Genomic DNA, 24,473 nt, shown 5'->3' on the forward strand with positions numbered 1-24,473 from the left:
ATTGTTAAAATAGAAAACAAACGGCTGCTAGTTAAAGTTTTACTAAAAAATTAGCGATTGTTTTACAAACAGAAAAGCCATACAAAATATATGGCTTTAAAAATATTTTTAATATAGATTTTACAAATTTAAAATCTGATCAATCAGCAAAATCTGCGTGAAATTTATTTAAAATTAATGCTTAAACCTTTCAAAAGCTGCTCTCTCCAACATCTCTCTATCATCAGGATGCGCAATGCTGATGAGTTCCTGAGCTCGCTGTCTAAGATTTTTCCCATATAAATAAACACTCCCGTATTCCGTAACTACCCAATGAATATGACCTCTCGTTGTGACAACTCCCGCTCCTTGTTTCAGGAAAGGGACAATTCTGGAAACGCCTCTTTTCGTTCTTGAAGTAATGGCAATAATGGGTTTTCCGTCTTCGCTTAAGGCGGCTCCTCTCATAAAGTCCATCTGTCCACCAATACCGCTGTACTGCATGGTTCCGATAGAATCTGCGCAGACCTGTCCGGTTAAATCAATTTCAATGGCTGAATTGATTGCGACCATTTTTTTGTTTCTCATAATGTTGATCGGGAAGTTAACGTTGCTTACGTCATCAAAAGAGAAAACGGTATTATCATCTACATAATCGTATAATTTTCTTGTTCCGAAGCAGAAACTCGTGATTGTTTTATTATCGTTGTAGCCTTTATATTTATTGTTGATGACATCATTTTGAATCAAATCAATTACTCCGTCACTCAGCATTTCGGTGTGAACGCCTAAGTCTTTATGATTTCCTAAACACTTTAAAACCGCATCAGGAATCGTTCCGATACCCATCTGCAAAGTAGATTTATCATCAATTAATTCTGCTACATTTTTCCCGACCAGCATTTCATCCGGACCTACTTTTGCACCGTAATCTACCGTTGGAAGTTCTTCTTCATTCCAGACTAATTTATGAATTTTGCTGATATGAAGCATTCCGTCGCCATGAGTTCTCGGCATTAAAGGATTGACAACGGCTACAATAATTTTAGCAGTATCAACAGCGGCTCTTGCAACGTCAACTGAAGTTCCCAATGTACAGAAACCATGTTTGTCAGGAGGCGAAACTGTAATTAAAGCAACATCCAGCGGCAAAATATTTTTCCTAAATAAAATAGGAATTTCACTTAAAAAAACCGGAACAAAATCTCCACGTTCAGAATTCACAGCATCACGCACCGGCGTTGAAACAAAGAGAGAATTGACAAAAAATTTATCCTTGTATTCAGGCTTTGCAATTTCCACATTTCCTTGCTGAGTAATCGAAACCATCTCAACATTATCCAGACGGTGAGATTGTCTTGCTAATTCGTCAATCAAATGGTTCGGAGTACATGCGCTTCCATGAAAAAACACACGGTTCCCGCTTTTAATGGTATAAATAGCTTCTTCTGCACTGATGTAGTTATACATATTGAACTTTTTTTTAGTTTACTTTTATATTCTAAAGATAACTCTTATTGTTTAGATTTAGTCTAAGTGTTTAAATTGTTTACTGGAGATATTTGTCATGTTTTACCAAATATGTAAAAAAGAAAAGGATTGAATTCTCACATTCAATCCTCAATATCTTTTATAAAAAATTTAAAGCTAAAAGCCAGAAGCTAGTTGCTAAAAGCAAAATTATTCCTGTGACCTGTCCTCCAAACTATGATCCTCACTATCCAGCCAAGAAGTTTTATAAGACGTATCTTCCACTTTCATTGCTTCTTCAGTGATTTTCAAAGGACGGAACGGGTCGACCATTACCGCATATTCCTCAGTGAATTTTTTACCGATACTTCTTTCCATCGCTCCAGGATGTGGTCCGTGAACAATTCCTCCTGGGTGAAGGGTGAAATCCATTAAGTCAATATGATTTCTACTCATAAAATCGCCTTCTGTGTAAAATAAGACTTCATCAGAATCAATATTTGAGTGATTGTACGGAGCAGGAATTGCCAACGGATGATAATCATACATTCTTGCGCAGAACGAACAAACTACAAAATTGTGTGCTTCAAAAGTTTGGTGAATTGGTGGCGGTTGGTGAATTCTTCCGGTAATCGGTTCGAAGTTTTTGATATTAAATTTATAAGGATAAAAATAACCGTCCCAGCCTACAACATCAAACGGATGTGTTGCGTAGATGAAATCGGTGATCTGATTTTCTTTCTTTACTTTAATTAAAAACTCTCCCTTTTCATCTTTTGGTTCGACAAAAGTGGGTGCGATAATATCTCTTTCGCAGAACGGAGAATGTTCCAAAAGCTGCCCGAATTCATTTCTGTAACGCTTCGGAGTGTAAATTGGAGAATGACTTTCCACCACAAAAAATACGGTGTTTTCAGATTGTAATTCTACCTGATAAATTGTACCTCTCGGAATAATAAGATAATCGCCAACAGAAAATTCAAGATTTCCTACAAATGTTTTTAAAGTTCCGCTTCCTTCGTGCACAAAAAGAAGTTCGTCACATTCGGCATTTTTATAGAAATAATCCATTGATTTTCTCGGTTTTGCCAATCCCATTTTAAGATCATTGTTTACCAAAAGAAACTTTCGGCTGTCCAAAAAGTCATCTTCAGGCGTCACATTCATCCCTTTAAACATTCTCGGCGTCACGTTTTTGTCAACCGCAATCTTGGGCGTCACGTCTTTTGCTTCGCCAATTGATTTAATCTGCGTCGGTCGATGAACATGATATAGTAAAGAAGAAATGCCGTGAAATCCTTCTGTACCAAATAGTTGCTCATAATAGAACCTATCTTCCGGTGATTTAAAAATCGTATGTCTTTTTTGGGGAATATTTCCCGAATGATGATATCTCATTGTACTTTATATGTTGACTCTCAAATTTAATATTTTTTAATGAATTCAAATTAAAAACAAATTTTTATTTAAGTTTTGCTGTTCTAAAAATAAATGTTAGTTTTGTCTAACAATTTTAATTTCATGAAGCGAATATTATTTTCTGCCATATTTTTTTCGGGTTTCTGTTTCTCTCAGGAAACGGACAGTTTAGATTTAAATAAAAAATCTGACTCAATAAAAATTCCTGTAAAAAAGGAAAGAGTGAAATTAATTGACGATGTGGTGATCACGGGAACGATAAAACCTGTAAGCAAATCTAAAAGTCCGGTTGCGGTGGAAATTTACAGTCAGAAATTTTTTCAGAAAAATCCTACGCCAAGTGTTTTTGAAGCGATTGCGATGGTCAACGGAGTTCAGCCACAGTTGAATTGTTCGGTTTGTAACACGGGAGATATTCACATCAATGGTTTAGAAGGTCCTTACACAATGATTTTGATTGACGGAATGCCGATTGTCAGCTCACTTTCCACCGTTTATGGTTTAAGCGGAATCCCAAACAGCATCATTGAAAGAATAGAAGTGGTAAAAGGGCCAGCTTCGTCATTGTATGGTTCTGAAGCGATGGGCGGAGTGATTAATATTATCACAAAAAATGTATTGACTGCACCAAAATTAAGCGTTAATCTGATGACGACAAGCTGGGCAGAAAATAATTTAGATCTTTCTACAAAATTTAATGCCGGTAAAAATGCGGCTTCTTTATTAAGTTTAAATTATTTTAGTTTTAATGAAAAAATAGATCAGAATAAAGATAATTTCACCGATGCTGCGCTTCAAAACAGAATTTCAGTTTTTAATAAATGGAATTTTAAACGAAAAGAAAACCGAATGGCAAGTTTTGCCTTAAGATATTTATATGAAGATCGTTTTGGTGGTGAAATGCAGTGGAATAAATCGCATCGTGGAAGCGACGAAGTCTATGGAGAAAGTATTTATACAAATAGAGTAGAAGCGTTCGGGATGTATCAGTTGCCGGTGAAAGAGCAGATTTTCACACAGTTTTCTTACAATTATCACGACCAGAATTCATTTTACGGAAATACGCCTTACGAAGCGTTGCAGAAAGTGGCTTTTGCACAAACGTATTGGGATAAAAAGCTTGGAAATCATGATTTGATTTTAGGTTTGACTTTCAAAAAAACATTCTATGATGACAATACTCCCGGAACGTTGGCTTCGGATAAAGTCACCAATCAGCCGATGAAATCACCGATTTTTGGAGCGTTTATTCAGGATCAGTGGGAGATTAATGAAAAAAATACCGTGTTGCTGGGTTACCGTTTTGATTATGATAAAGTCCATCATTCTGTGCATTCTCCTCGTTTTGCATGGAAATTTTCTCCTAACCCTTATCATACTTTCAGATTCAATTTTGGAACAGGTTTCAGGGTGGTGAATTTATTTACTGAAGATCATGCAGCGTTGACAGGTTCACGTGAAGTGGTGATTCAGTCGAATTTAAAACCGGAAAAATCCATCAATGGAAATTTAAATTATGTCTGGAAAATTCCTGTAGGAGATAAATTAATTAATGTGGATGCCTCTGCATTTTACACCTATTTCAGCAATAAAATTGTTGGTGATTTTGATACCGATCCTCAGAAAATTATTTATGATAACTTAAATGGTTACGGAATTTCGAGAGGTGCTTCGATGAATGTTGATTTCAGTTTCAGTTTTCCGTTGAGTGTAAATTTGGGAGTTACTTATTTAGATGTTTATCAAAAATTTGATGGAGAAACCGGAAAGTCCCGACAACTTCATGCCCCGAAATGGAGTGGGACTTACAGTTTAACCTATAAATTTAAGGATAATCTTGCCATCGATTTTACCGGGCAGTTTTACGGGCCGATGCGATTGCCGGTTTTACCGAATGATTACCGACCGGAATATTCCCCGTTATATTCTTTGGCGAATATTCAGATTTCAAAGAGTTTTGATTCAGGTTTTGAAGTGTATTGCGGGGTGAAAAATTTATTCAATTTTACTCCGAAAGATCCGTTGATGCGACCGTTTGATCCGTTTGATAATAATGTAAATGACCCGATTAATAATCCGAATCATTATACGTTCGATACAACGTATGGTTATGCTCCGATGCAGAGAATCAGAGGTTTTTTGGGTGTGAAATATAATTTGAAATGAAAAGTTTAATGTTTTTTTTAATGTTATTTTTAGTGTCTGGTTTTTATCATTCGCAGATAAAAACAGACACTTTTTCAGATTTTGAAAAACTACAGAAAGAAAATAAAAAACCAATCATTATTCATTTGTATACAGATTGGTGCTCAGTCTGTAAAATCGAATCATTTAAATTAAACAAGGATCAAGAATTAGTTGAAATGATCAACGAAAATTTTCATTTTATCAACTTTGAAGCTGAAAAGACAAAAGGAAAAATCAATTTTCAGGGTAAAGAATTTAATTATTTACCTAACGGAAATTCTGGAATTCATGAGTTGGCTTTGGCTTTATTTAAAAATAAAAACCAGCCTGTTTATCCGTTGTGGATTATTTTAGATGAAAATCAAAAATTGGTTTATTATCATGAAGGAGAGTTTAAGGCCGAAAAAATGAAGGAGAAATTGTTGGGGTTTTCTAGTCTTTAATACGAGGTTTGTCATTCCGTAGGAATCTCAACATAGCAAAAAGACTTTGCTTAGATTCCTACGGAATGACAAACTTTATGTTGACTTGAAAAACGGGAAATTTTATTTTAACAAAACAGCAACAATTGCCAAAATAGCAGGCAACGCTTGGACAAAAAATATTTTTTTCGTCGCAGAAATGGCACCGTAAATTCCGGCGATTGCAACACAAGTCAGAAAAAATAAAGCAATATTCGTTTGCCATTTAGGATTTTCAATCAAGAATGACCAGATCAATCCCGCTGCAAGAAAACCATTGTACAATCCCTGATTGGCTGCCAAACCTTTTGTCGGTTTGAACATTTCAGGTGGCAAAGCTGCTTTGAAAACTTCTTTACCTTTGGTTTCCCACGCGAACATTTCCATCCACAGGATATAAAGATGTTCTAAAGCTACAACGGCAATGAGAATTTTAGCAACAATTTCCATGATTCGATTTTTATCATTGTAAAACTAAAAAAATAAAGTTAAGTTTGAGTATTCAATTTCAAAAATGGAAACTTTTAAGGCGCATTTAGATAAATTTATTACTGTAAGTGAAGAAGAATTTACTTCAATATTTTCTTTCTTTCAGGTTTTGGAGGTGAGGAAAAAAGAGAATTTAATGCAGGAAGGTGATTTTTGTAAATTTAAATATTTTGTTTTAAAAGGATGCTTAAGAAAGTTTTTTATCAATGAAAAAGGAGTAGAACAGACTACCGAATTTGCCATAGAAAACTGGTGGTTGGCAGACAATTTTGCATTTGAACAAAGAGAAAAATCTAAGTTTAATATTCAGGCAGTTGAAAAAGCGACGGTTATGATGATTGATTTTCAGTCTCAGGAACTTTTGCTTGAAAAACATCCCATCATGGAACGTTATTTCAGATTGATTTATCAACGTGCTTATTCTGCGGCTGAAAAGCGAATCCGTTATCTTTATGAAATGAATAAAGAAGAATATTACATTCATTTCAGTACGCTTTATCCTTGGTTTATACAGAGGATTCCGCAATATTTATTGGCTTCATTTTTAGGTTTTACTCCAGAATATTTAAGTGAAATCAGAGCAAAATTACGTTCTTAAACCAGTTTAAGATTTTTGCGGTTTCTATGTCGCAACTTTGTCATGTAATAAAAAGCCAACAGCATGACAGACCGAAAAGTTTTATTTCCACAATTGTTTTTGAGATTCGCAATCGCAGTGACGATGCTATCTGCAGTCGCAGACCGATTTGGTTTTTGGGAAGAAAATTCCGCCTGGGGAAACTGGGAGAATTTTGAAAAATATACAAAACAGTTAACCTTTTTCCTTCCTGAAATTCTAAGCACATTTTCAGCTTATGCCGCTACTTTTTTGGAATTATTTTTCCCATTGATGTTGATTTTCGGTTTCAAAACCAAGATTGCAGCATACGGAACAGGGTTTTTATTGCTGATTTTCGCCTTATCAATGACGATTGCATTGGGAGTAAAAGCTCCTCTGGATTTTTCGGTTTGGGTGGGAAGTGCCGCGGCTTTTTTATTGGTAACACAGAAAGAATATTTTTTTTCAATAGATACATTAACTAAAAATCATCAATAGTATGAGCGTAAGATTCAACATGGCAACGACGCACGCTGCCGCTTACAAAGCAGGAATTGGAATGGAGGCCGCCCTTCAAAACAGTTTTTTAACTCCGATTCAGAAAGAATTAATTAAAATCAGAGCTTCTCAGATTAATGCATGTGCATTCTGTCTAGATATGCACACCAAAGATGCTTTAAAATACGGAGAAACTCCGCAAAGAATTTTTCTTTTGAATGCATGGAGAGATGCAAAAGAATTGTTCACAGAAGAAGAACAGGTGATTTTGATGGTTGCAGAAGAGGTAACATTAATCAGCCAAAAAGGACTTTCTGAAGAAACGTACCAAAAAGCGAAAGCACTTTTTAATGAAACTCAGATTGCCGATATTATCATGGCAGCCGTTTCGATTAATATGTGGAACAGAATTGCAATCAGTACGCATTTACCAATAGCAAAGTAATTCAATTTTGCCTTTAACAAAAATAGCTTCCCAGAATTTGAGAAGCTATTTTTGTTTAAATTATTATTGTTGACAATTCAGTTGAAGCACGTTAGCATTCAAAGGTTGTTCTATTTTTCTTTCTAATTTTTTATCATTTACGTTGACATAGATTTCCATCGATCCCGTTCCGACGTGAAGCGAGAGAAGATGACCACCGTACGCATCAAATTTCTCATCAGTTGCAACTCCGTGAACGTGGATTGACGGACCTTTTTCATTCCATGCAATAGATCCGGTGAGACTTCCCATCTCTACTTTTTTAAAAGTTTTGGGATTAAATTTTTTAGCTTGAAAATCATAAAATCCAAAAGTTACTTCTCTCGCAAAACCAATTCCTGTAAAGCTCGCTGACGGAATATTCTCGGTCTTTGCAAGATTCTCAATCTGAGCCAGAACATCATCATTTTCACGAAGTACCATCAGATAACCTGTGGGAGTTTTTGTGTATCTGCAAATTTCTTTTTTCTGTGCTGAAAAATTACACATCAGAAATATTGTGAATAGTAAAGTTGGAAGTAGTTTCATGTCTTGATTTTTAATTGATGTAATGAAATATTTACACCAATTTGAATTAAAAAAGTGTGAAGTTATTTTTTTAATTCACTCAAAATTGCTTCGCCGACGCTTTTTGCAGATTGCGGATTTTGTCCTGTTATCACTCTTTGGTCTGTCACAACATGATTCTGCCAAAGTCCGGATTTCTCAAATTTCGCACCTCTTTCTTTCAATTTATCTTCTAAAAGAAAAGGAACTACATCAGTTAATTTCACCTCAAATTCTTCTTCATTCGTGAAAGCATTGATCTTCTTTCCTTCAACCAGATATTTTCCGTTATTCAGTTTGATATTGACCAAACCAGCAGGTCCATGACAAACTCCTGCGACAATTCCTCCATTTTCATAGATGATAGAAGCAATTTTTGCCAATTCTGTATTGTCTGCAAAATCCCACATCGCACCATGACCGCCTGCGTAAAAAATTGTAGAATAATCTTCAGGTTTTACCTCTGATGGTTTTAAGGAATGATCTATTTTTGTTTTGTATTCTTTGTTTTCCCAAAATTCTTTGTTGACAGGATCTTTCAAATCAAATCCGTCGACAGGCGGAGTTCCTCCTTTTGGACTTACAAAATCAATTTCATAACCGGCTTTGTGAAGGACTTCCCATGGATGTGAAACTTCGCCAAGATAGTATCCTGTATTTTCTCCTGTATCACCTTTTTTGTCGTGACTTGTTACCACGAAAAGAATTTTATTTTTCATATTCTTTGATTTTTTGGTTTGAGAATTAACAAATCCTATTGTAAAAACGGAAAGAATTAATAATGATAATTTTTTCATGTTTAAATAATTTCAGTTAAATAAATCTGCGGTTTTTGCTGCAACTTTTCATCAACCAAATTTCCAAAAGCTTTTATATACGGTTGCTCGTTATGTTGTTTCAAACCTTCTTCACTTTTCCATATTTCATAGAAAATGAAATGATTTTTATCTTCAATTCCCTGATGAAGTGCGTACAGCTCGTTGGCTTCTTCTTTTCTGGTTTCTGTTACCATATTCTGAAGGACTTCTAAAACTTCGGTTCTGTATTCTTCTTTTGCCTTAATGATTGCTGTGAGATAGATTTTCATTAGACTAATTGTGGTTTTAATTCTTTCTCGAAAACGGTTTTAACGTGTTCTCTGTATAATTTCATGTCACGCTCAATGTTTGCATTCTTTTCTACATCATGAAAGTGGAAACTATCCATTTTTTCTAAAGAAACGAAAGCATTCATTCTGTGAAAACCGAATAACGGTCCTTTATCAACACTTGTTTCACTGAAAAATTCTCCAGGAAGTGTGAATGCTGTTTCGGGCGCATTCCAGCTTGTGGTGAGCATGTATTTTCTTCCGCCCAGCATTCCACCAGTTCCGTAGTTAATTTTTGGGTTATCAGAAGATCTTCCGTCACTCATGTAAATTCCTTTTGCATGGCCTGCTGTGAAAACTTCATCAATGTATTTTTTGAAACCATTCGGTAATTGAAACCACCAGATTGGGGTGTGATAGATAATAAAATCTGCCCAAACAAATTTCTCTACTTCTTCATTTTTATCATACCCTTCGCTGATATTCGAAATTTTTACTTCAACATTTTCAAATTCTTTTAAGGCTTCTAACGTGTTTTCTGCAATCGTCTGATTATATTTTCCTCCTGAATGTCCGAAATTTTGTCCACCATTAATGACTAATACTTTTTTCATTTTTAGTAAATGTTTAAATTTTATGATGCAAAGTTATGGCTGAGCTTTTTATAATAAAAATAATATAAATTATAGTTTTGTATTATAATTATGATACTAAAATTGTCTATTTTTAAAAACTTAGTCCTAACTTGCGAAGCGAAATCGACAATTTATAATTCATTTTATAATTAAAAATTATGGTTAATTTAGAATGGTACCGAACTTTTAAAGCGATTTATAAAACCGGGACTTTAACCGGAGCTGCAGATTCTCTGTTTATTTCGCAACCTGGTGTGAGTTTGCATTTAGGTTCGTTAGAAGCTTATGTTGGTTATAAATTATTTGACAGAACGGGGCGTAAAATGATCCCGACGGAAAGAGGGAAAGTTTTATTTAATGCAGTTTCTGAGGCTTTATCTAAACTGGAAGATGTAGAAAAAAACTTTCAAAAATCTACTGAAAAAACCACCCCGACAATCAGTGTGGGAATGTGTTTTGAAACATTTCAAACCACTTTAGAGCAATATGTTTCAACGTTAGATTTTAATTTAATTATCGATTTTGGCGAATATCCTGAAATGCTCGATCAACTAGATAAAGGAATTTTAGATTTAATCATTACTCCAAAAAAAGGAACTTCTCCCAACATTCTGCACGAAGCATTTTCTTCTGAACAAATTATTTTAGTAGGCGGAAAAAATGTTGATACAGACGGTTTTAAAGAAGTTTTAAAAACCAAAGATTTTAAGGAAATCGAAAGTTGGCTGAAACAGGAAAAATGGTACGGAACAACCGGAGATATGGAACATCTTTTTCAATTTTGGCTGTTGAATTTTGGGCATAAGCCGAATTTCAGACCCAATTATATTGTTCCTAACCTCAATTCAATCATCCGTTGTCTTAAAGGCGGAACCGGATTAGCTGTGGTTCCTGATTTTTTATGCAAAAATGAAATTGAAAACGGTGATGTAAAACTGATTTGGGAAGGCGAAAAGAAACTAGAAAATACCTTGTACTTTGGGTGTAGAAAACAGACAATGTATCAGAATGAAATTGATCATATTAAAGGTTTGTTCAGAGAAATGATGGGTGGAATACAATAAAGTTAAATTACAAAAAAAGGTCGATCTAAGTAAATAAATTTACATCGTAGTAAAAAGCAATTTTTAAGTTTTTTATTAGCTTTCAGTCACAACAGCGTCACGTTCCCCATCTTCTTTTTTTCCTTCTTGAATCATTTCCTCGGCTTCCTGTTTTTCTTCAGAATCGGCTGTTTCAATACGTTCTTCCTGTTCGTCATTTTTGTGATCGATAAAAAACTCACAATAAACCGGAAGATGGTCTGAACCAAAGTTTTCAAGCGTTTTTAATTCCTCAATAAAAACATCTTCACTGTGAAACATCAAATCGATCGGAAACCTGAATAATCTATATTTTGCATGAAATGTTGACACAAAAGCACGACCGATTCTAGGATCAATCAATTCACTTGTTTTTCTGAATAAAATAGAAGATTTCGACCATGCGACGTTATTGAAATCTCCAACAACAATCACCGGTTTTTCAATTTCAATTACTCTTTTTCCCGTACTTAATAAGTCTCCGTCCCGCTCTTTTGAAGTCTCTTCTTCAGTCGGACTTGGAGGTGGTGGATGAACTCCGAAAAATACAAACTCAAAACCGTCATCGGTCTTCATGTGCGCTTCAATCGATGGAATGTCATCGGCTACGAAATAATGAGTTTTTGAATCTTCGATTTTTATTTTTGAATAAAAATGCATTCCATAAGTGTTTTCGAGAGTCACTTTATGATGATACGGATAATCCTTTTCTAAAACCTGCAATGCTTTTTCCCAATGACTGTCGCTTTCCATCGTTAAAAACATTTCTGGCTTATTTCGGTTAATTAAATCAATAAACCGGTCAAACTCTTTATTAAACTGATAAACATTTGCCGAAATAAAATGAATTTTTTTCGAAGAATGAGAATTTCTTTTATGTTTTTTTACCGGATAAAGTGGCGTGTATTTAATCAAAATAATTCCGTGATAAACAAATAGTGCCAGTAAAAAACCTTGAAAATACCAAAAGTAATCAACAGAATCTTTTATAAAAAATCCGAAAATAAATGTGAATAAACTGATGTAAGTTACCTGAATTTTACCAAAATCCGGAACTCTGAAAATCCAGTGTTGACTTGGGATTTTAGGTAAAGCGGTGAAAATGAATAATAAAGAAATTAAAATATAGTAAATGATCGGCATATACGTTCAATAAAGAGATAAAATTAAGATATTTTGTCTTTATTTAGATGAAAATATTTTTTAAATTAAATTATTAATATAAAATTCAAGCTTGAAATTCATTAATTTTAAACTTCAATACCTCAACAAATGAAAAAAGTGTTTTTAGTTCTCATTTTATTTCTGAATTGTCTATGCTTTGGTCAGAATTTAGAAGAAAATCAGGTAAAAGAAACTATTAATAATCTTTTTACAGGAATGAAAAATGCGGATGCTAAAATGTTGAACTCTGCATTTTCAGAAAATGCAATTCTACAAACTATTTCAAAAGATGGAACCGTTAAAACCGATGATCTGAAAAATTTTCTCACATCTGTATCAAACTCTTCTAAAAATGATTTAGACGAAAGAATAAATTTTGTTTCCATTCAGATTGACGGAAATCTTGCCAGTGTTTTTACTCCGTATGAATTTTATTTTAAAGGTAAATTTTCACATTGTGGAGCGAATAGTTTTCAATTGGTTAAACAAAACAATCTTTGGAAAATTCAGTACTTGATTGATACAAGAAGAAAAGAAAATTGCATAAAAGAATAATCCTTACAATGAAAATCCATCATATAGCCATTATCTGTTCAGATTACAAAGTTTCGAAAAAGTTTTACACCGAAATTTTAGAACTAAATATTATCCGTGAAGTCTATCGTGAAGAACGACGGTCTTACAAATTAGATTTAGCAATCGGAGAACATTATGTAATTGAATTATTTTCATTTCCAAATCCACCAAAACGACCTTCAAGACCTGAATCTTGTGGTTTAAGACATTTGGCTTTCTCTGTAGAAAACGTTAATGAAAAAAGAATTGAATTAATTGAAAAAGGTTTAAACTGTGAAGAAATCCGTATCGATGAGTTTACCGGAAAAGAGTTTTTCTTTACACAAGATCCTGATCAATTGCCGTTGGAGTTTTATGAAGCTTAAATCATTTATCAATCATTGATTATCAATTATAATCAATGAGCATAACCCGTAAAGAAACTCACCGCCATAATTGCTAAAACGATCGAAGAAATAATCACATAAACGTAATCTTTCTCTTTCAGATAACCGATCAAAGCAAAGATAATTCTCATCAAAGGTGTGAAAATCAACATCAGAATTCCGAGTTGGATGATTGCCATTCCTTCTCCTTTGCAAAGCGTTTCCCAAAAATGACTCCAAACTTTTTCAGAAGAGGTTCCCATGTCAAGAAGTCTGTATTTTTTTGGCATTTCAAAACCTTCCAAGAAAAGTTTTACAAAACCAATCAATGAAGTGATAACCGATAAAATAACGCCTAAGCGAAGAAGATTTCCTACCGAACGGTTCAGATCAACATCTGTGAAATTTTTTCTCATTTGAAGTTGCTGCTAATACCGTTATACATCATATAAATTGAAAGAATCGTAATCACGATTGCGAAAAATGTCTTGAGTTTCTTGGTTTTTGAAACCATTAAAGTTTTAGAACCGATAAAACTTCCCACAACAACACCTACTAAAACAGGTGCTACAATTACAGGAATAATTTCACCTCTTTGAAAATAAATCAAGGAACTTGCAACCGCAGTTACCCCAATCATAAAATTACTGGTCGTTGTAGAAACTTTAAAAGGCAGTCGCATCATGTTGTCCATTGCCAAAACTTTCAATGCACCTGAACCGATTCCCAAAAGTCCGGACATTGCGCCCGCAAACATCATCATAAAAAATCCTGGAACTGTATTTCTTGCAGCATAGCTTTTCACGACGCCTTTGTCTGGGAAAGTTCCGTAAAGTTTTAATTTATCTTCTAAACTTCCTTTAATTAAAACTTCCTGATGATCAGGTTTTCCTTTTAAATTTAAAATGACAGTCAGCAAAAGAATACTTGCGAAGATAATTCCAATCGTGTTCGGATTGAGCATTCCTGAAACCAATGCTCCGGCAATTGCGCCAGAAGTCGTTGCAATTTCTAAGAACATTCCTATTCTCATGTTGGTAAATCCTTCTTTCACGAAAGCTACGGCTGCTCCGGAAGAAGTTCCGATTACCGAAATTAGCGACGCACCAATTGCATAATGCATAGGAACGCCGAAACCAAGCGTCAATAAAGGGATAATGATAACTCCTCCTCCCAAACCGGTAAGTGAACCTAGAAGTCCGGCCGAGATAGCGCCAAGAAAAAGAATAATAATCTCCGACATGCTACAAATATAAAACTATTGCGGTTTTCGGGCAAACATTAACTCAAGATTATTTTTTGCCGTATTTTTGCACCATGGAAACTTCTTTAAAACTGTTTTACATTATTCTCGGAGCGACTCCGAAAGGCAGAAATATTGAACAGCACGATGTGTTTTTCGGAATTGCAGAAAACCTAAAAGATCTTGTTCCTGCATTAAAAGATTTCTGGCCGGAAGCAAAAGGTAAAATTCATATTGATGCGTATCAGGAAGTGAAATTTGCAGACGGATATGAAATTTCTGTTGAATCAAAGCAACCTTCCGATAGCGAAGAAAAGTTATTTTTTGTAAATCTTGGAGGTTACAAAGCTGAACATTTTAAAGAATTTCATGAACAGCATTTAATGGTTGGAAAAACTTTGGGTGAAGTTGTAAAAAAATCAAAAGCTACAGAGTTTTATCAGACGATGGGTTTTAAAGGAGCGGGAAGTCATATTGATGAAAAATATGGTGTTGATATTGATGATATTTTCAGTGTTACTGAGATTTTACCGGAATCAATGAAGGGAAAATATTCGCTAAAAATAAAAAAATCAGAACAGGAAAACCAGGAAAATTATACTTTCCTTGGCTATCTTATGCTTGATAAGATTAAATAAATTTTAAAAATAAATCTACTAATAGAATGAAAATAGGAATTTTAGGAGGCGGTCAGTTGGGACGAATGCTGATTCAGGAAGCCTTGAAATACGATGATGAATTTTACACTTTAGATCCGGCTTCAGATGCGCCTTGTCATAATATTTCATATTTTACACAAGGAAGTTTTAATGATTTTGAAACCGTCTTAAATTTTGGTCAGGGAAAAGATGTTGTGACGATTGAAATTGAGCATGTTAATGCAGATGCTTTGGCTGAACTTGAAAATCAAGGCGTGAAAGTAGTTCCGAATTCTCAGATTATTAAAATTATTCAACAAAAAATTCTTCAGAAGAAATTTTATGAAGAAAATAATATTCCAAGTCCTGAATTTGAAATTATGGATGGAAGTTCAGACGAAATAAAAATGCCGCTCCCTTTCGTTCAGAAAATGAATACAGGCGGTTATGACGGAAAAGGAGTTCAGGTGATTCGTACCAACGAAGACATGAAAAACCTTTGGATTCAAGATTCAGTTTTGGAAAAATTGGTTGATATCGATAAAGAACTTTCTGTAATTGTTGCTAAAAATGAAAACGGAGAAACACAGACTTTCCCTGTAACGGAAATGGTTGCAGACCCGAAATTAAATTTACTTGATTTCAATATTTGTCCGGTTCATTTGAGTGAAGATATTGAAAATCAGATTTATTCTATTACAGATAAATTTCTTGCGGCAGTAAACTCCCCGGGATTGTTTGCAATTGAGCTGTTCTTAGATAAAGAAGGAAAAGTTTGGGTAAACGAAACAGCTCCAAGATTACATAATTCCGGTCATCAAAGCCAGGAAGGAAACGCCAATTCACAGTTTGAACAAATGTATCGTGTGGTGAAAAATCTTCCTTTGGCAGATACTGATGCTATTATTTACAGCGGAATGCTGAATTTGGTAGGTGCAGAAGGTTTTTCAGGAAAAGTAATTTATGAAGGAATGGAAGAGGTTTTGAAATTACCAGAAACGTATATTCATCTTTATGGAAAAACAGAAACGAAACCCGGAAGAAAAATGGGACATATCAATGTTTTAGCAGATTCTAGAGAAGAGCTGATGGAGAAGTTGATTCAGGTAAAAGCGATGGTGAGAGTGATTGCTTAATGCTTTTAAAATATATGAGGAAGACTGCTTTTGGGCAGTCTTTTTTTATTTAGAAACAATTTTCGGCAAATCAATCGTCCATTTTTTCTCCGTTGAATTCCATAATAAATAAGGACCACCTAAGCCGTCATTATAAACCAATTCATAATTTCCGCTTTCATCTTTTGTGTAAACTGGTTTTTCGGGATGATCTTTTTGTAATCCCAATTTTTCCAATGTCTGCCAATCATTTACTTCAGGAAGTTTGTAACTGTTTTTTCTGTAGTTTTCGATGTTTTCAACGATTTTATTGCCGGATTTGATGTCGGCTTTTCTTGTGATTTCTATAGGAAGATTCCAATAAATCGTAAACGATATAATTATTAAAACGATAGCTGATATGGAGATGATGAGTGTTTTTTTCATGATAGTTGTAATTTAGTATATAATTATTAAATAGCTTCTTCCTCAATCTTTTTCCTTTTAAAAAGTTCAGGGTTATAATTAATAATAAAAACTCCTGCAATAATCAATACTGCGGCAATGATAAATTTTGCTGATATTTTTTCACCTAAAATTAACCAACTCAAAAATATCGAAATGATCGTATTAATGTAAGCTAAAATAGAAACCTGAACCGGAGAAACTCTCGTTAAAGCATAATGAAATGCAAAGAAAGCTGCTACAGAACCAAATACAGCCAGATAAAGCATCGCTGAAATACTTTTTACGCTCCAGTTTTCAAAGTTATAAGATTCAGAAAACAGTAATGCAAAACAAAGCTGTACAATACCTGCAAAAATAAATTGATAGAAAAGATTTAAAGAAATGTTTTTACTTTGAATATTCATCTTTTTTGTGAAAATCGTTCCTGAAGCCCAACCTGCGATTGCAATGAACAGAAAAATAATTCCCATTCGATAATCAGGATTTGCCATATCAGCTAAACCGTCCCAAAAAATAAAAAGAATTCCGCTGAAACACAATAAAACTCCTAAAAAAGCTCTTATACTGAATTTTTGTAATCCGATTGCAACACTTCCAAGGAAAACGACGATAGGGGAACAGGCACTAATTAAGGAAGTTAAACTGCTTGTTACCTCTTCTTCGGCAACAGTTGTCATTCCATTTGCGACAATCAGCATTAATGAAGAAAATATAAGTTGATAACCCAGGTTTTTCCAGCCAATCCATTTGAATTCGTTTCTGTACAAAAGTATGATCAGCATAATCATTGCTGCCAAAAACTGACGGATTCCCGCCACAAACCAAGCCGGAATTGTTTCCACGGCAACACGAATGGCTAAAAATGTAGTTCCCCAAACAATGGCAACGGTAAAAATGGCTAAAGTAAGTTTGTAATTTTTCAAAGTATAGAGAAATGGAATTGTAAAGATAAGATTTTCTGATGTGAATAGTCAACTTTGCTTCGCAACTCCAACGTAAATTCTATGATATTAAATTAAATTCAAAAATTTGCAGCGCAGCAAATTGACGATTTACAATTCACTTTTAAAATTATTATCTTTGAAATCTAATAAATTGAAAGAAATGGTAGGAATTATCATGGGAAGTCAGAGCGACTTACCGATTATGGAATTGGCAGCAAACTTTTTGAAATCTTTGGATATTCCGTATGAGTTGACGGTGGTTTCTGCTCACAGAACGCCTGAAAGAATGTTTGATTACGCAAAAACTGCCAAAGAAAGAGGTTTGAAAGTAATTGTTGCAGGAGCGGGTGGAGCAGCGCATCTTCCGGGAATGGTTGCAAGTTGTACAACTTTACCTGTAATCGGAGTTCCTATTTTGTCGAGTAATTCTATTGACGGATGGGATTCTGTTTTGTCAATTTTACAAATGCCGGGTGGAATTCCCGTTGCGACTGTTGCTCTAAACGGTGCTTTGAATGCAGGAATTTTAGCTGCAAAAATTTTAGGAAGCGGAAACGAAGAAATTGCAGAGAAACTTCAGATTTATCAGGATACTTTAAAAGATAAGGTTTTAGGAACCGTGGATGATATTAAAGCGAAACATCCTAATCAATACGATAACTAAAAAAAAGTTGGTGGTGAATTGTTAGTGGTGAATTTTATTTCATTAAATAATCGACTTATCATCTTTTACAAATAGCAAAGCCTCACAATTCGTGAGGCTTTTGTTTTTATTTCTTGATGAATTTGAAATTTTCTATCCAATCTTTAGCTTTTACTTGTAAAATATAATTGCCTCTGCTTAGGTTTTTAATATTGATTTCTTTGTTTTTTAAACTTCCTTGCAAAACAATTTTTCCACTGAAGTCGAGAATGATATAATCTGCAGATTGCTCAAGATTTTTTAAATAAATAAAATCTGTCGCAGGATTGGGGTAGATTGAAATTTTACTTTTAAGAATGGTTTCGGATGTAGATAAAACAGATTCACAGGTTGGATCATAAATATCACCACTAAATGTCCATCCTTTAATAGTAATGAGTTTATTTCTTGCTGTAACAGCTAGAGGATGGGAATAAGTTGCCGTAGCAACATTTCCCAAGGTGAAATTTGACGGTGAATTTGGGTTGTTAGCCCAGCCAAAAAGTGTTTTATCCCAATTGTTGCAATTTAAGTTTGTTCCACTCAGCATTTGTAACCCATTGATTACTGAAGATAGGTCCCAATCGCCCAAGTTTTGGTTAAAAATATTTGCTGAACCAAAAAGAAAATCTAAATTGGTAACTTTTGAAGTTTTCCAATTTGACAAATCCTGGTTGAATGCACTGCAAAAATGAAAAGCGTGATCCATTCGTATGATATTTGAGGTATTCCAATTGTTTAGGGGTTGATTAAATTGATTGCATCCGTGGAACATCCATTTAATATCTGTTACATTAGAAACATCCCAGTTTCCTATTGGTTGGTTAAAAGGTGTATGACCAAACATATATGCCATATTGGTAATTGTAGACGTATTCCATGATGAAAAACTGGTATTGCCGACTAATCCTGTCAAAAAGAACATGGCTTCTGTTGTGTTTACGTTAGATAGATCTGGTAAATCTGTTGCAGAAACATTTAAAAATGAACATTGATAAAAAGCATATCCCATAGTATTCCATTTGATATTTCCCCATTGCGATATATCGATTATTTTTTTTGTATCACCACTATTTTCGCTGACAAATGGGGGAGTGTCAAAAGGAAATATTATAATGGTATGAGGGAATTTTACTGTGCTAAAGTTGCCACTTCCATTGCTTATTTTTACTTTATAAGTAGCATTTGATGCAACAGGATTTTGTGGAGTTCCAAAATCAATTAAAAAATTTGCAGTTGAGGTAATATTCGATAATGTGCCATTGTGTAAAGGGTATCCTACTTCTTCCCAAAACACACTAAAATTATTACCAATTCCCGGAAACCAAATCTGTGTAGAGGTAGAAGGTACTGCTCCCAATATATTCTGAGCAGAATCGTTGCTCGGTTTCCATGTTGTGATAAATTCATTTTGAGCTTTCCCATACTGAAAAATTAGAATGAATATCCATGCGAAGAAAATTTTCTGCATTATACTTTATTTTTTGATGAATTTATAAGATTGGATTTTATCATTTGTAATGATTTGGAAAATGTAGTTTCCGGGAATGATATTTCTCACGTCAATATTTTCTTTCAGGGTATTTTGATCAAAAATTCTTCCGCTTGTATCAATGATTTTATAGGTTTTGTTTGAAACATTAAGGTTTTTAATGTAAATAAAATCTGTCACCGGATTTGGGTAAATTGTGAGTTGGTTTTTTGCGTTAGTTTCAGATGTGCTCAAAACACTACATGATCCTAGAGTGTCTCCCTGAAAAATCCACCCTTTCGCTAAGAGATTATTTCGATCAGGTATTATGTCTGAAGCATAAGTTGAAGGACTTACATTTCCTAAATAAATATTGTTCGGAGTCGTACTGTTTAATGACCATCCTCTTATTGTTCTACTGTAATTCAAGCAATCTAATCCTGTATTATTAAGCATAAACATTGCGGTGGAAAGTAATGGTAAATTCCAGTTTCCAAGATTTTGGTTGAAACTTGTAGCATTTTCAAACATAAACTCGGCGTTTACCAGATTATTAGTATTCCAATTTTCTATATTTTGATTGAATAAAGAAGTGTTTTTGAACATATAGGCCATATTTGTAACCTGCGAAGTGTTCCAGTTTGCTAGCGGTTGATTGAAATTGGTTCCGTAAAACATAAACTCCATGTTTTTGTTTTTAGACATATCCCAATTTTCAATTGGTTGATTAAAAGAAGTAGCGTTAAGAAACATTGCGGCAGTATTTTCAACTTTCGAGGTATTCCAGTTTGAAAGTGGTTGATTAAATGATGTTGTCTGTGAAAATGTATTTGACATTGAGGTGACGTTGCTGGTATTCCAGCTTCCAATAGGCTGATTAAAAAGAAAACACCCTGAAAAAGTTAAGATAAGATTTGTTACGTTAGAAATATCCCAATTAACCATAGTGGAATTTCCTACTAAATTATTACACATTACAAATGTGTTTTGAAAAGAGGTAATATTTGATAAATTGGGAATATCCGTTGCCGTAATATCCATATTTCTGCACATTGAGAAAGCCTGTGTCATTGTAGACCAAGGTGTTGTACCCCATTGTTCAATAGTGAGCAGTTTATCACTGTCGCCTATAAGACCTGTTCCGTTTGGAAATAAAATTGAGTCTGCGAATCTGATGCTGTGAAAATTTCCGTTGCCATTGGTTATTTTTAATCTGTAAGTAGCTCCATTGGGGTTTTGCGGTTCATTAAAATCAAGTAAAATTTGATAGGCTGAAGTTACATTTGTTAATGTAGAATGATGTTGAGGATAGCCAATTTCTTCCCAATAAATGGTAAAATTATTTCCTCTTAAAGGAAGCCATATCTGTGTGTCGGATGATGGTGCTCCGCTCACTAAAGGAGAGGTTTGGGTGATTGAGGGTTTCCATACTGTTATGAATTCTTCCTGAGCTTTGAAAAATTGGCATAAAAAAATCAAAAGTATAGATACAGATATTTTCTTCAGCATATTTTTAATTTTTAAAGATTATTGTTTAATAAACTTAAATTTCTCAATATTTTTACTCGTTATAAGCTGTAAAATATAATTTCCAGGACTAAGACTTTGGATATTAATAAAATCTTTAGCCAAGTAATCTTTCAAAACAATTCTTCCGCTGAAATCTGTTATAATATAGCTTTTTACATCTTTAGCATTCTTTAAATAAATAAAATCTGATGCCGGATTAGGATAAATGTTTATATGGTTTGAAAAAGCTGTTTCATTAATTTTTAAAACGCAACTTCCTAAGACGTCTCCGAAAAATGTCCAGCCTTTACTGATTAGAATATTTCTTTTGGAAGCAACATTGGCTGCATATTGCATTGGCTGTAGATTAGTAAGACTTACATTATCCGGTGTATTGGGGTTTTCTGCCCATCCTGTAAGTGTTTTACTGTAATTTTCACAATTAATACCTGAACCTCCAAAAATTCCGTTTGCAGATTCTAGAGAAGAAAGATCCCAGTACCCAAGTGATTGATTGAAAGACAAAGCATTGCCAAACATTGAGCCCATTTTTTTAACCATGCTTACGTCCCACATCTCCAAAGGCTGATTAAAAGCTTGAGCGCTGGAAAAGGTACCATTCATATTGATGACCTTAGAGGTATCCCAATTATCAAGTGGCTGATTAAATGATGCGGTTGCCGAAAACATATTGTTTATATTTTCAAAATTTGAAGTATTCCAGCTGTTAAGAGGCTGATTATAGTTGGAACATGCCGTAAACATCCATGCTGAATTTTTAACATTAGCCACATTCCATGAGTTGATGTTTTGATTGAAAATTCCTCTCCCTGAAAACATGTAGCTAATATTGGTGGCAGCAGAAACATCCCAATTGCTCAGGTTGGGCGGATTAAAATTATTTAAATCTGGAGCATAAATTTGTGCCGGAAGATGTTGTAGGGCAAACATAAAACTGAAATTTTGAATTGTAGATGTATCCCAGTTCTGCATGAAATTACCGCCTGAGAAAGCATTTGCTCTATAAAACATCAAAGAGACATCGGTAACATGGCTTAAATCAGGTGAATCTGAAGCGGTTATATCTACTCTCTGACAATTTGCGAATGCTGAATTCATAGAAATCCATTCAATGTTTCCCCATTGTTCAATCGTAATAAGTTTGTCGGCGCTACCATTCATCTGTAATTGAGGTAGAATAACATCACTGGATCCAAAAGGCTGGTGCGTTGCAAATTTTACCTGCTGAAAAACACCGTTTCCGTTTGAAACTTTCACGCGGTAAGATGTGTTAGCTCCATCTTCTCTTGAAGGAGTACCAAAATCAATTAAAACCTGACCCGTTGAGGTTACATTTTCCATAACGCCAAAATGTTGAGGGAAGCCAATTTCTTCCCATTGAATATTGTAATTCTGTCCTGTACCGGGAAACCAAATTTGATTTGAGGTGGCTTGAAATGGCGCATTTACACTTACAGCAGGTGTTGATATAATTCCAGGTTGCCAAACAGTAACGAACTCATTTTGAGCATTTGTTATTTGAAAAAAAATAACTGAAATAAAAAGTAAAATCTGTTTTATCATATCAATATTTTGTGAAATAAAGATATGTAAAAATAAAAAACTCACCAAATTTGGTGAGCTTAAGTTATTCTATTCCTGAGTCATATTGTCTCGGGTATTCTTCTGAACTGCGATTGCGCCAAATAAAGCTAGTAAAAAAGCAAAGCCATAAAAACCTTTTTCACTCGGTAGAATTGTTGCATTCCATAATCCGATTGCTAGTAAAACGATTGATGATAATGTCGCAAACCAGCAGATTCCGTAGTAAATATCGGTAACTTTAATATTTTCTAATCGGTCACGTACAGCTTTTTGTAAAGAAACTACAGCGAAAAGTCCGTAAAGTAGAATGGTAAAATAATATCCCTTCTCATTGAGCTGCATTTCAGCTCTTGCAAGACCTACTATAAATCCTACCATTCCTGCGCCCAACGCAACCCATGAAGCTGCTACAAACGCATTTGATACACCTTGTTTTTTCATTAATTGATGTTTTTGTTTATTATTAAATTCAAATATATAATTTTTAAATTAATGTTAATGATTTTTTCTTTAGAGTTCCGAATTATCATCTAAAGTTGCAATTTCTTTTTTCCATTAAATGATTAAATCTAAAATATCAATAATACAACTTCCATGTTTCCTTAAAGTTTTATTCGCTGAATAGTTAATTTTACACTTTAACATAGTTTTTACTATAAGTTTTATGTTTTGCTAAAAATTTGGCAAATATTTTGATATTGTTTCAAAGATTATTTCAAAACATATTGAAAACTGATAATCTATAATATATTAACAATTTTAATTTTTGTAGTGATGAAACACCTAGAACAAAATCAGGAATTTCGACTGAACGAAATCCTTTTCGAAAACCGTAACAAAGCTTATGGTGCTTATGTATTAAGAGCAGAATCTGACAGAATTTTAACCAAAGCATTTTTTATAGGTGTCGGTTTATTAGCTGCGGTTTCTATTATTCCAACTATAGTTTCTGCATTTAAAACAGTAGAGGAGCCTAAAGAGATTTATGAGCTACCTCCTCCAATTATTATTGATGAGCCGGCTGTAAAACCACCTGAAAAAATCACACTTCCAGAGAAAGTTACACCACCGCCTCCAAGTGTAAAACAGTTTGATTCACAAGTTGTAACACCAACAAAAAATGCAGACGAAAGTAATATTGTAAAAGATATTCCTGATGATGCAATTGCAGGAGTAAAGAATGATTTTGTATCACCACCTGCTCCAAGTATTAATGTTCCTACAACTGTTATTTCAGGGCCTGGAACAGTGGTTCCTCCCAAAATTGTTCATGTACTTCCAGTAGACCCAAACGTTATTGTTGAAGGAACTGAATTAAGTGTAGGTGCAAAATTTGAAGGTGGTATTGATGCTTTTAGAAATAAAGTAATGAATAAATTTGATGTTTCTGCTTTTGATGATCAAGGTACTGTAAGTACAACAGTTACTTTTATTGTAGAAAAAGACGGAACAATTTCAGATATCAGAACCAACGGAAAAGATGCTTCATTTAATGCTGAAGCTGTAAGAACCATTAAAGCAGTAAAAGGAAAATGGGTTCCTGGTAAAAATAAAAAAGGAGAGTCTGTAAGAAGTTATTTCAAGTTTCCAATTTCAATGAAATTTGACAATTAAATATCTTAAACACAAATCTCAATAGTTATCCACAAAGATTTATTTTTGTGGATAATTTTTTTTATGTCTAAAATGCTTGTTAACAATATTTTAACTCAATTTTCGTTTTAGTCATTCTCCAACAGCAGAGAAAAAAGTGTATTTTTGAAGCTTAAAGTTTGAGCA

The 24,473-nt window shown here is 34.1% G+C and carries 28 protein-coding genes; 12 read left to right on the plus strand and 16 right to left on the minus strand.

Annotation, left to right across the window (positions count from 1 at the left end; translation table 11 throughout):
* Window positions 1-174: 174 nt before the first annotated feature.
* Entirely contained in the window at window positions 175-1,449 is a 1,275-nt protein-coding gene (locus tag OEA66_RS11180) for an acetyl-CoA hydrolase/transferase family protein (protein ID WP_267281446.1), read from the minus strand.
* 210 nt (window positions 1,450-1,659) lie between these two features.
* Window positions 1,660-2,847 carry a homogentisate 1,2-dioxygenase gene (locus OEA66_RS11185; RefSeq protein ID WP_267281447.1) on the minus strand — a complete coding sequence of 396 codons (1,188 nt, stop codon included), beginning with the start codon at window positions 2,845-2,847 and terminating at the stop codon, window positions 1,660-1,662.
* 123 nt (window positions 2,848-2,970) lie between these two features.
* Here OEA66_RS11185 and OEA66_RS11190 point away from each other — a divergent pair, with 123 nt between their 5' ends.
* Both OEA66_RS11190 and OEA66_RS11195 read left to right on the plus strand, forming a co-directional pair.
* Window positions 2,971-5,034, plus strand: coding sequence for a TonB-dependent receptor plug domain-containing protein (locus tag OEA66_RS11190; protein WP_267281448.1), 2,064 nt, complete (start codon window positions 2,971-2,973; stop codon window positions 5,032-5,034).
* 20 nt (window positions 5,035-5,054) lie between these two features.
* Window positions 5,055-5,498: a thioredoxin fold domain-containing protein gene (locus OEA66_RS11195; RefSeq protein WP_267281449.1), complete on the plus strand. Its 444-nt coding sequence runs from the start codon at window positions 5,055-5,057 to the stop codon at window positions 5,496-5,498.
* Window positions 5,499-5,600: 102 nt separating this feature from the next.
* On the opposite strand, the gene OEA66_RS11200 is transcribed toward OEA66_RS11195, so the two are convergent.
* Entirely contained in the window at window positions 5,601-5,966 is a 366-nt protein-coding gene (locus tag OEA66_RS11200) for a DUF1304 domain-containing protein (RefSeq protein WP_267281450.1), read from the minus strand.
* 64 nt (window positions 5,967-6,030) lie between these two features.
* On the opposite strand from OEA66_RS11200, the gene OEA66_RS11205 reads away from it, so the two are divergent.
* The 3 genes from OEA66_RS11205 (at window position 6,031) to OEA66_RS11215 (ending at window position 7,546) form a co-directional block, all read left to right on the plus strand.
* Complete coding sequence (locus OEA66_RS11205; RefSeq protein ID WP_267281451.1) at window positions 6,031-6,603, plus strand: Crp/Fnr family transcriptional regulator; 573 nt, start codon at window positions 6,031-6,033, stop codon at window positions 6,601-6,603.
* A gap of 63 nt (window positions 6,604-6,666) precedes the next feature.
* Window positions 6,667-7,101, plus strand: a complete 435-nt coding sequence (locus OEA66_RS11210; RefSeq protein ID WP_267281452.1) for a DoxX family membrane protein — start codon at window positions 6,667-6,669, stop codon at window positions 7,099-7,101.
* Between the two features lies 1 nt (window position 7,102).
* A complete protein-coding gene (locus OEA66_RS11215) occupies window positions 7,103-7,546 on the plus strand; it encodes a carboxymuconolactone decarboxylase family protein (protein ID WP_267281453.1) in 444 nt (147 codons plus the stop codon).
* Between the two features lie 63 nt (window positions 7,547-7,609).
* On the opposite strand, the gene OEA66_RS11220 is transcribed toward OEA66_RS11215, so the two are convergent.
* From OEA66_RS11220 to OEA66_RS11235, 4 genes are all read right to left on the minus strand, one after another.
* A complete protein-coding gene (locus OEA66_RS11220; protein ID WP_267281454.1) occupies window positions 7,610-8,113 on the minus strand; it encodes a PPC domain-containing DNA-binding protein in 504 nt (167 codons plus the stop codon).
* A gap of 62 nt (window positions 8,114-8,175) precedes the next feature.
* Window positions 8,176-8,850: a type 1 glutamine amidotransferase domain-containing protein gene (locus OEA66_RS11225; RefSeq protein WP_267281455.1), complete on the minus strand. Its 675-nt coding sequence runs from the start codon at window positions 8,848-8,850 to the stop codon at window positions 8,176-8,178.
* 80 nt (window positions 8,851-8,930) lie between these two features.
* Complete coding sequence (locus OEA66_RS11230) at window positions 8,931-9,218, minus strand: putative quinol monooxygenase (protein ID WP_267281456.1); 288 nt, start codon at window positions 9,216-9,218, stop codon at window positions 8,931-8,933.
* Entirely contained in the window at window positions 9,218-9,832 is a 615-nt protein-coding gene (locus tag OEA66_RS11235; protein ID WP_267281457.1) for an NAD(P)H-dependent oxidoreductase, read from the minus strand. Before OEA66_RS11235 ends, OEA66_RS11230 begins: the two co-directional genes overlap by 1 nt.
* A 179-nt stretch (window positions 9,833-10,011) precedes the next feature.
* On the opposite strand from OEA66_RS11235, the gene OEA66_RS11240 reads away from it, so the two are divergent.
* The gene (locus OEA66_RS11240) at window positions 10,012-10,917 is read left to right on the plus strand and encodes a LysR family transcriptional regulator (protein ID WP_267281458.1); all 906 of its coding nucleotides are present in this window, start codon (window positions 10,012-10,014) and stop codon (window positions 10,915-10,917) included.
* Between the two features lie 75 nt (window positions 10,918-10,992).
* On the opposite strand, the gene OEA66_RS11245 is transcribed toward OEA66_RS11240, so the two are convergent.
* The gene (locus OEA66_RS11245; protein WP_267281459.1) at window positions 10,993-12,078 is read right to left on the minus strand and encodes an endonuclease/exonuclease/phosphatase family protein; all 1,086 of its coding nucleotides are present in this window, start codon (window positions 12,076-12,078) and stop codon (window positions 10,993-10,995) included.
* A gap of 129 nt (window positions 12,079-12,207) precedes the next feature.
* Here OEA66_RS11245 and OEA66_RS11250 point away from each other — a divergent pair, with 129 nt between their 5' ends.
* Both OEA66_RS11250 and gloA2 read left to right on the plus strand, forming a co-directional pair.
* Window positions 12,208-12,654, plus strand: coding sequence for a nuclear transport factor 2 family protein (locus tag OEA66_RS11250; RefSeq protein WP_267281460.1), 447 nt, complete (start codon window positions 12,208-12,210; stop codon window positions 12,652-12,654).
* Window positions 12,655-12,662: 8 nt separating this feature from the next.
* Complete coding sequence (gene gloA2 / locus OEA66_RS11255) at window positions 12,663-13,040, plus strand: SMU1112c/YaeR family gloxylase I-like metalloprotein (protein WP_267281461.1); 378 nt, start codon at window positions 12,663-12,665, stop codon at window positions 13,038-13,040.
* Between the two features lie 32 nt (window positions 13,041-13,072).
* Here gloA2 and OEA66_RS11260 read toward each other — a convergent pair whose 3' ends face one another.
* On the minus strand, window positions 13,073-13,456 hold the full coding sequence (locus OEA66_RS11260) for a DUF1634 domain-containing protein (RefSeq protein WP_267266672.1): 384 nt from the start codon (window positions 13,454-13,456) through the stop codon (window positions 13,073-13,075).
* Window positions 13,453-14,283 (minus strand): sulfite exporter TauE/SafE family protein, encoded by an 831-nt coding sequence (locus OEA66_RS11265; RefSeq protein ID WP_267281462.1) that lies wholly within the window; start codon window positions 14,281-14,283, stop codon window positions 13,453-13,455. Before OEA66_RS11265 ends, OEA66_RS11260 begins: the two co-directional genes overlap by 4 nt.
* A gap of 74 nt (window positions 14,284-14,357) precedes the next feature.
* On the opposite strand from OEA66_RS11265, the gene OEA66_RS11270 reads away from it, so the two are divergent.
* Together OEA66_RS11270 and OEA66_RS11275 are read left to right on the plus strand one after the other, a co-directional pair.
* Window positions 14,358-14,921: a DUF1543 domain-containing protein gene (locus OEA66_RS11270; protein ID WP_267281463.1), complete on the plus strand. Its 564-nt coding sequence runs from the start codon at window positions 14,358-14,360 to the stop codon at window positions 14,919-14,921.
* 26 nt (window positions 14,922-14,947) lie between these two features.
* Window positions 14,948-16,057, plus strand: coding sequence for a 5-(carboxyamino)imidazole ribonucleotide synthase (locus OEA66_RS11275; protein ID WP_267281464.1), 1,110 nt, complete (start codon window positions 14,948-14,950; stop codon window positions 16,055-16,057).
* A gap of 45 nt (window positions 16,058-16,102) precedes the next feature.
* Here OEA66_RS11275 and OEA66_RS11280 read toward each other — a convergent pair whose 3' ends face one another.
* Together OEA66_RS11280 and OEA66_RS11285 are read right to left on the minus strand one after the other, a co-directional pair.
* Entirely contained in the window at window positions 16,103-16,462 is a 360-nt protein-coding gene (locus tag OEA66_RS11280; protein WP_267281465.1) for a hypothetical protein, read from the minus strand.
* A 26-nt stretch (window positions 16,463-16,488) separates the two neighbouring features.
* Window positions 16,489-17,406 carry a DMT family transporter gene (locus OEA66_RS11285; protein WP_267281466.1) on the minus strand — a complete coding sequence of 306 codons (918 nt, stop codon included), beginning with the start codon at window positions 17,404-17,406 and terminating at the stop codon, window positions 16,489-16,491.
* Window positions 17,407-17,587: 181 nt separating this feature from the next.
* Between OEA66_RS11285 and purE the strand changes: the two genes are divergently transcribed.
* A complete protein-coding gene (gene purE / locus OEA66_RS11290) occupies window positions 17,588-18,091 on the plus strand; it encodes a 5-(carboxyamino)imidazole ribonucleotide mutase (protein ID WP_267281551.1) in 504 nt (167 codons plus the stop codon).
* 106 nt (window positions 18,092-18,197) lie between these two features.
* Here purE and OEA66_RS11295 read toward each other — a convergent pair whose 3' ends face one another.
* The 4 genes from OEA66_RS11295 to yiaA all read right to left on the minus strand — a co-directional run bounded on the left by OEA66_RS11295 (window position 18,198) and on the right by yiaA (window position 23,135).
* Window positions 18,198-19,580: a BspA family leucine-rich repeat surface protein gene (locus tag OEA66_RS11295; protein WP_267281467.1), complete on the minus strand. Its 1,383-nt coding sequence runs from the start codon at window positions 19,578-19,580 to the stop codon at window positions 18,198-18,200.
* A 6-nt stretch (window positions 19,581-19,586) separates the two neighbouring features.
* Entirely contained in the window at window positions 19,587-21,089 is a 1,503-nt protein-coding gene (locus tag OEA66_RS11300) for a BspA family leucine-rich repeat surface protein (protein ID WP_267281468.1), read from the minus strand.
* Between the two features lie 18 nt (window positions 21,090-21,107).
* A complete protein-coding gene (locus tag OEA66_RS11305) occupies window positions 21,108-22,673 on the minus strand; it encodes a BspA family leucine-rich repeat surface protein (protein WP_267281469.1) in 1,566 nt (521 codons plus the stop codon).
* Window positions 22,674-22,742: 69 nt separating this feature from the next.
* The gene (yiaA, locus tag OEA66_RS11310) at window positions 22,743-23,135 is read right to left on the minus strand and encodes an inner membrane protein YiaA (RefSeq protein WP_267266661.1); all 393 of its coding nucleotides are present in this window, start codon (window positions 23,133-23,135) and stop codon (window positions 22,743-22,745) included.
* A 333-nt stretch (window positions 23,136-23,468) separates the two neighbouring features.
* Between yiaA and OEA66_RS11315 the strand changes: the two genes are divergently transcribed.
* Window positions 23,469-24,308 (plus strand): energy transducer TonB, encoded by an 840-nt coding sequence (locus OEA66_RS11315; RefSeq protein ID WP_267281470.1) that lies wholly within the window; start codon window positions 23,469-23,471, stop codon window positions 24,306-24,308.
* The last annotated feature ends 165 nt before the right edge of the window (window positions 24,309-24,473 follow it).

The organism is Chryseobacterium luquanense (assembly GCF_026460945.1).
Lineage (GTDB): Bacteria > Bacteroidota > Bacteroidia > Flavobacteriales > Weeksellaceae > Chryseobacterium > Chryseobacterium luquanense.

What these genes read in the sequence shown, in the direction of transcription:
- OEA66_RS11180 (WP_267281446.1), bottom strand. Translation starts at nt 1,449, where the DNA reads ATGTATAACTACATCAGTGCAGAAGAAGCTATTTATACCATTAAAAGC.
- OEA66_RS11185 (WP_267281447.1), bottom strand. Translation starts at nt 2,847, where the DNA reads ATGAGATATCATCATTCGGGAAATATTCCCCAAAAAAGACATACGATT.
- OEA66_RS11190 (WP_267281448.1), top strand. Translation starts at nt 2,971, where the DNA reads ATGAAGCGAATATTATTTTCTGCCATATTTTTTTCGGGTTTCTGTTTC.
- OEA66_RS11195 (WP_267281449.1), top strand. Translation starts at nt 5,055, where the DNA reads ATGTTATTTTTAGTGTCTGGTTTTTATCATTCGCAGATAAAAACAGAC.
- OEA66_RS11200 (WP_267281450.1), bottom strand. Translation starts at nt 5,966, where the DNA reads ATGGAAATTGTTGCTAAAATTCTCATTGCCGTTGTAGCTTTAGAACAT.
- OEA66_RS11205 (WP_267281451.1), top strand. Translation starts at nt 6,031, where the DNA reads ATGGAAACTTTTAAGGCGCATTTAGATAAATTTATTACTGTAAGTGAA.
- OEA66_RS11210 (WP_267281452.1), top strand. Translation starts at nt 6,667, where the DNA reads ATGACAGACCGAAAAGTTTTATTTCCACAATTGTTTTTGAGATTCGCA.
- OEA66_RS11215 (WP_267281453.1), top strand. Translation starts at nt 7,103, where the DNA reads ATGAGCGTAAGATTCAACATGGCAACGACGCACGCTGCCGCTTACAAA.
- OEA66_RS11220 (WP_267281454.1), bottom strand. Translation starts at nt 8,113, where the DNA reads ATGAAACTACTTCCAACTTTACTATTCACAATATTTCTGATGTGTAAT.
- OEA66_RS11225 (WP_267281455.1), bottom strand. Translation starts at nt 8,850, where the DNA reads ATGAAAAATAAAATTCTTTTCGTGGTAACAAGTCACGACAAAAAAGGT.
- OEA66_RS11230 (WP_267281456.1), bottom strand. Translation starts at nt 9,218, where the DNA reads ATGAAAATCTATCTCACAGCAATCATTAAGGCAAAAGAAGAATACAGA.
- OEA66_RS11235 (WP_267281457.1), bottom strand. Translation starts at nt 9,832, where the DNA reads ATGAAAAAAGTATTAGTCATTAATGGTGGACAAAATTTCGGACATTCA.
- OEA66_RS11240 (WP_267281458.1), top strand. Translation starts at nt 10,012, where the DNA reads ATGGTTAATTTAGAATGGTACCGAACTTTTAAAGCGATTTATAAAACC.
- OEA66_RS11245 (WP_267281459.1), bottom strand. Translation starts at nt 12,078, where the DNA reads ATGCCGATCATTTACTATATTTTAATTTCTTTATTATTCATTTTCACC.
- OEA66_RS11250 (WP_267281460.1), top strand. Translation starts at nt 12,208, where the DNA reads ATGAAAAAAGTGTTTTTAGTTCTCATTTTATTTCTGAATTGTCTATGC.
- gloA2 (WP_267281461.1), top strand. Translation starts at nt 12,663, where the DNA reads ATGAAAATCCATCATATAGCCATTATCTGTTCAGATTACAAAGTTTCG.
- OEA66_RS11260 (WP_267266672.1), bottom strand. Translation starts at nt 13,456, where the DNA reads ATGAGAAAAAATTTCACAGATGTTGATCTGAACCGTTCGGTAGGAAAT.
- OEA66_RS11265 (WP_267281462.1), bottom strand. Translation starts at nt 14,283, where the DNA reads ATGTCGGAGATTATTATTCTTTTTCTTGGCGCTATCTCGGCCGGACTT.
- OEA66_RS11270 (WP_267281463.1), top strand. Translation starts at nt 14,358, where the DNA reads ATGGAAACTTCTTTAAAACTGTTTTACATTATTCTCGGAGCGACTCCG.
- OEA66_RS11275 (WP_267281464.1), top strand. Translation starts at nt 14,948, where the DNA reads ATGAAAATAGGAATTTTAGGAGGCGGTCAGTTGGGACGAATGCTGATT.
- OEA66_RS11280 (WP_267281465.1), bottom strand. Translation starts at nt 16,462, where the DNA reads ATGAAAAAAACACTCATCATCTCCATATCAGCTATCGTTTTAATAATT.
- purE (WP_267281551.1), top strand. Translation starts at nt 17,588, where the DNA reads ATGGTAGGAATTATCATGGGAAGTCAGAGCGACTTACCGATTATGGAA.
- OEA66_RS11295 (WP_267281467.1), bottom strand. Translation starts at nt 19,580, where the DNA reads ATGCAGAAAATTTTCTTCGCATGGATATTCATTCTAATTTTTCAGTAT.
- OEA66_RS11300 (WP_267281468.1), bottom strand. Translation starts at nt 21,089, where the DNA reads ATGCTGAAGAAAATATCTGTATCTATACTTTTGATTTTTTTATGCCAA.
- OEA66_RS11305 (WP_267281469.1), bottom strand. Translation starts at nt 22,673, where the DNA reads ATGATAAAACAGATTTTACTTTTTATTTCAGTTATTTTTTTTCAAATA.
- yiaA (WP_267266661.1), bottom strand. Translation starts at nt 23,135, where the DNA reads ATGAAAAAACAAGGTGTATCAAATGCGTTTGTAGCAGCTTCATGGGTT.
- OEA66_RS11315 (WP_267281470.1), top strand. Translation starts at nt 23,469, where the DNA reads ATGAAACACCTAGAACAAAATCAGGAATTTCGACTGAACGAAATCCTT.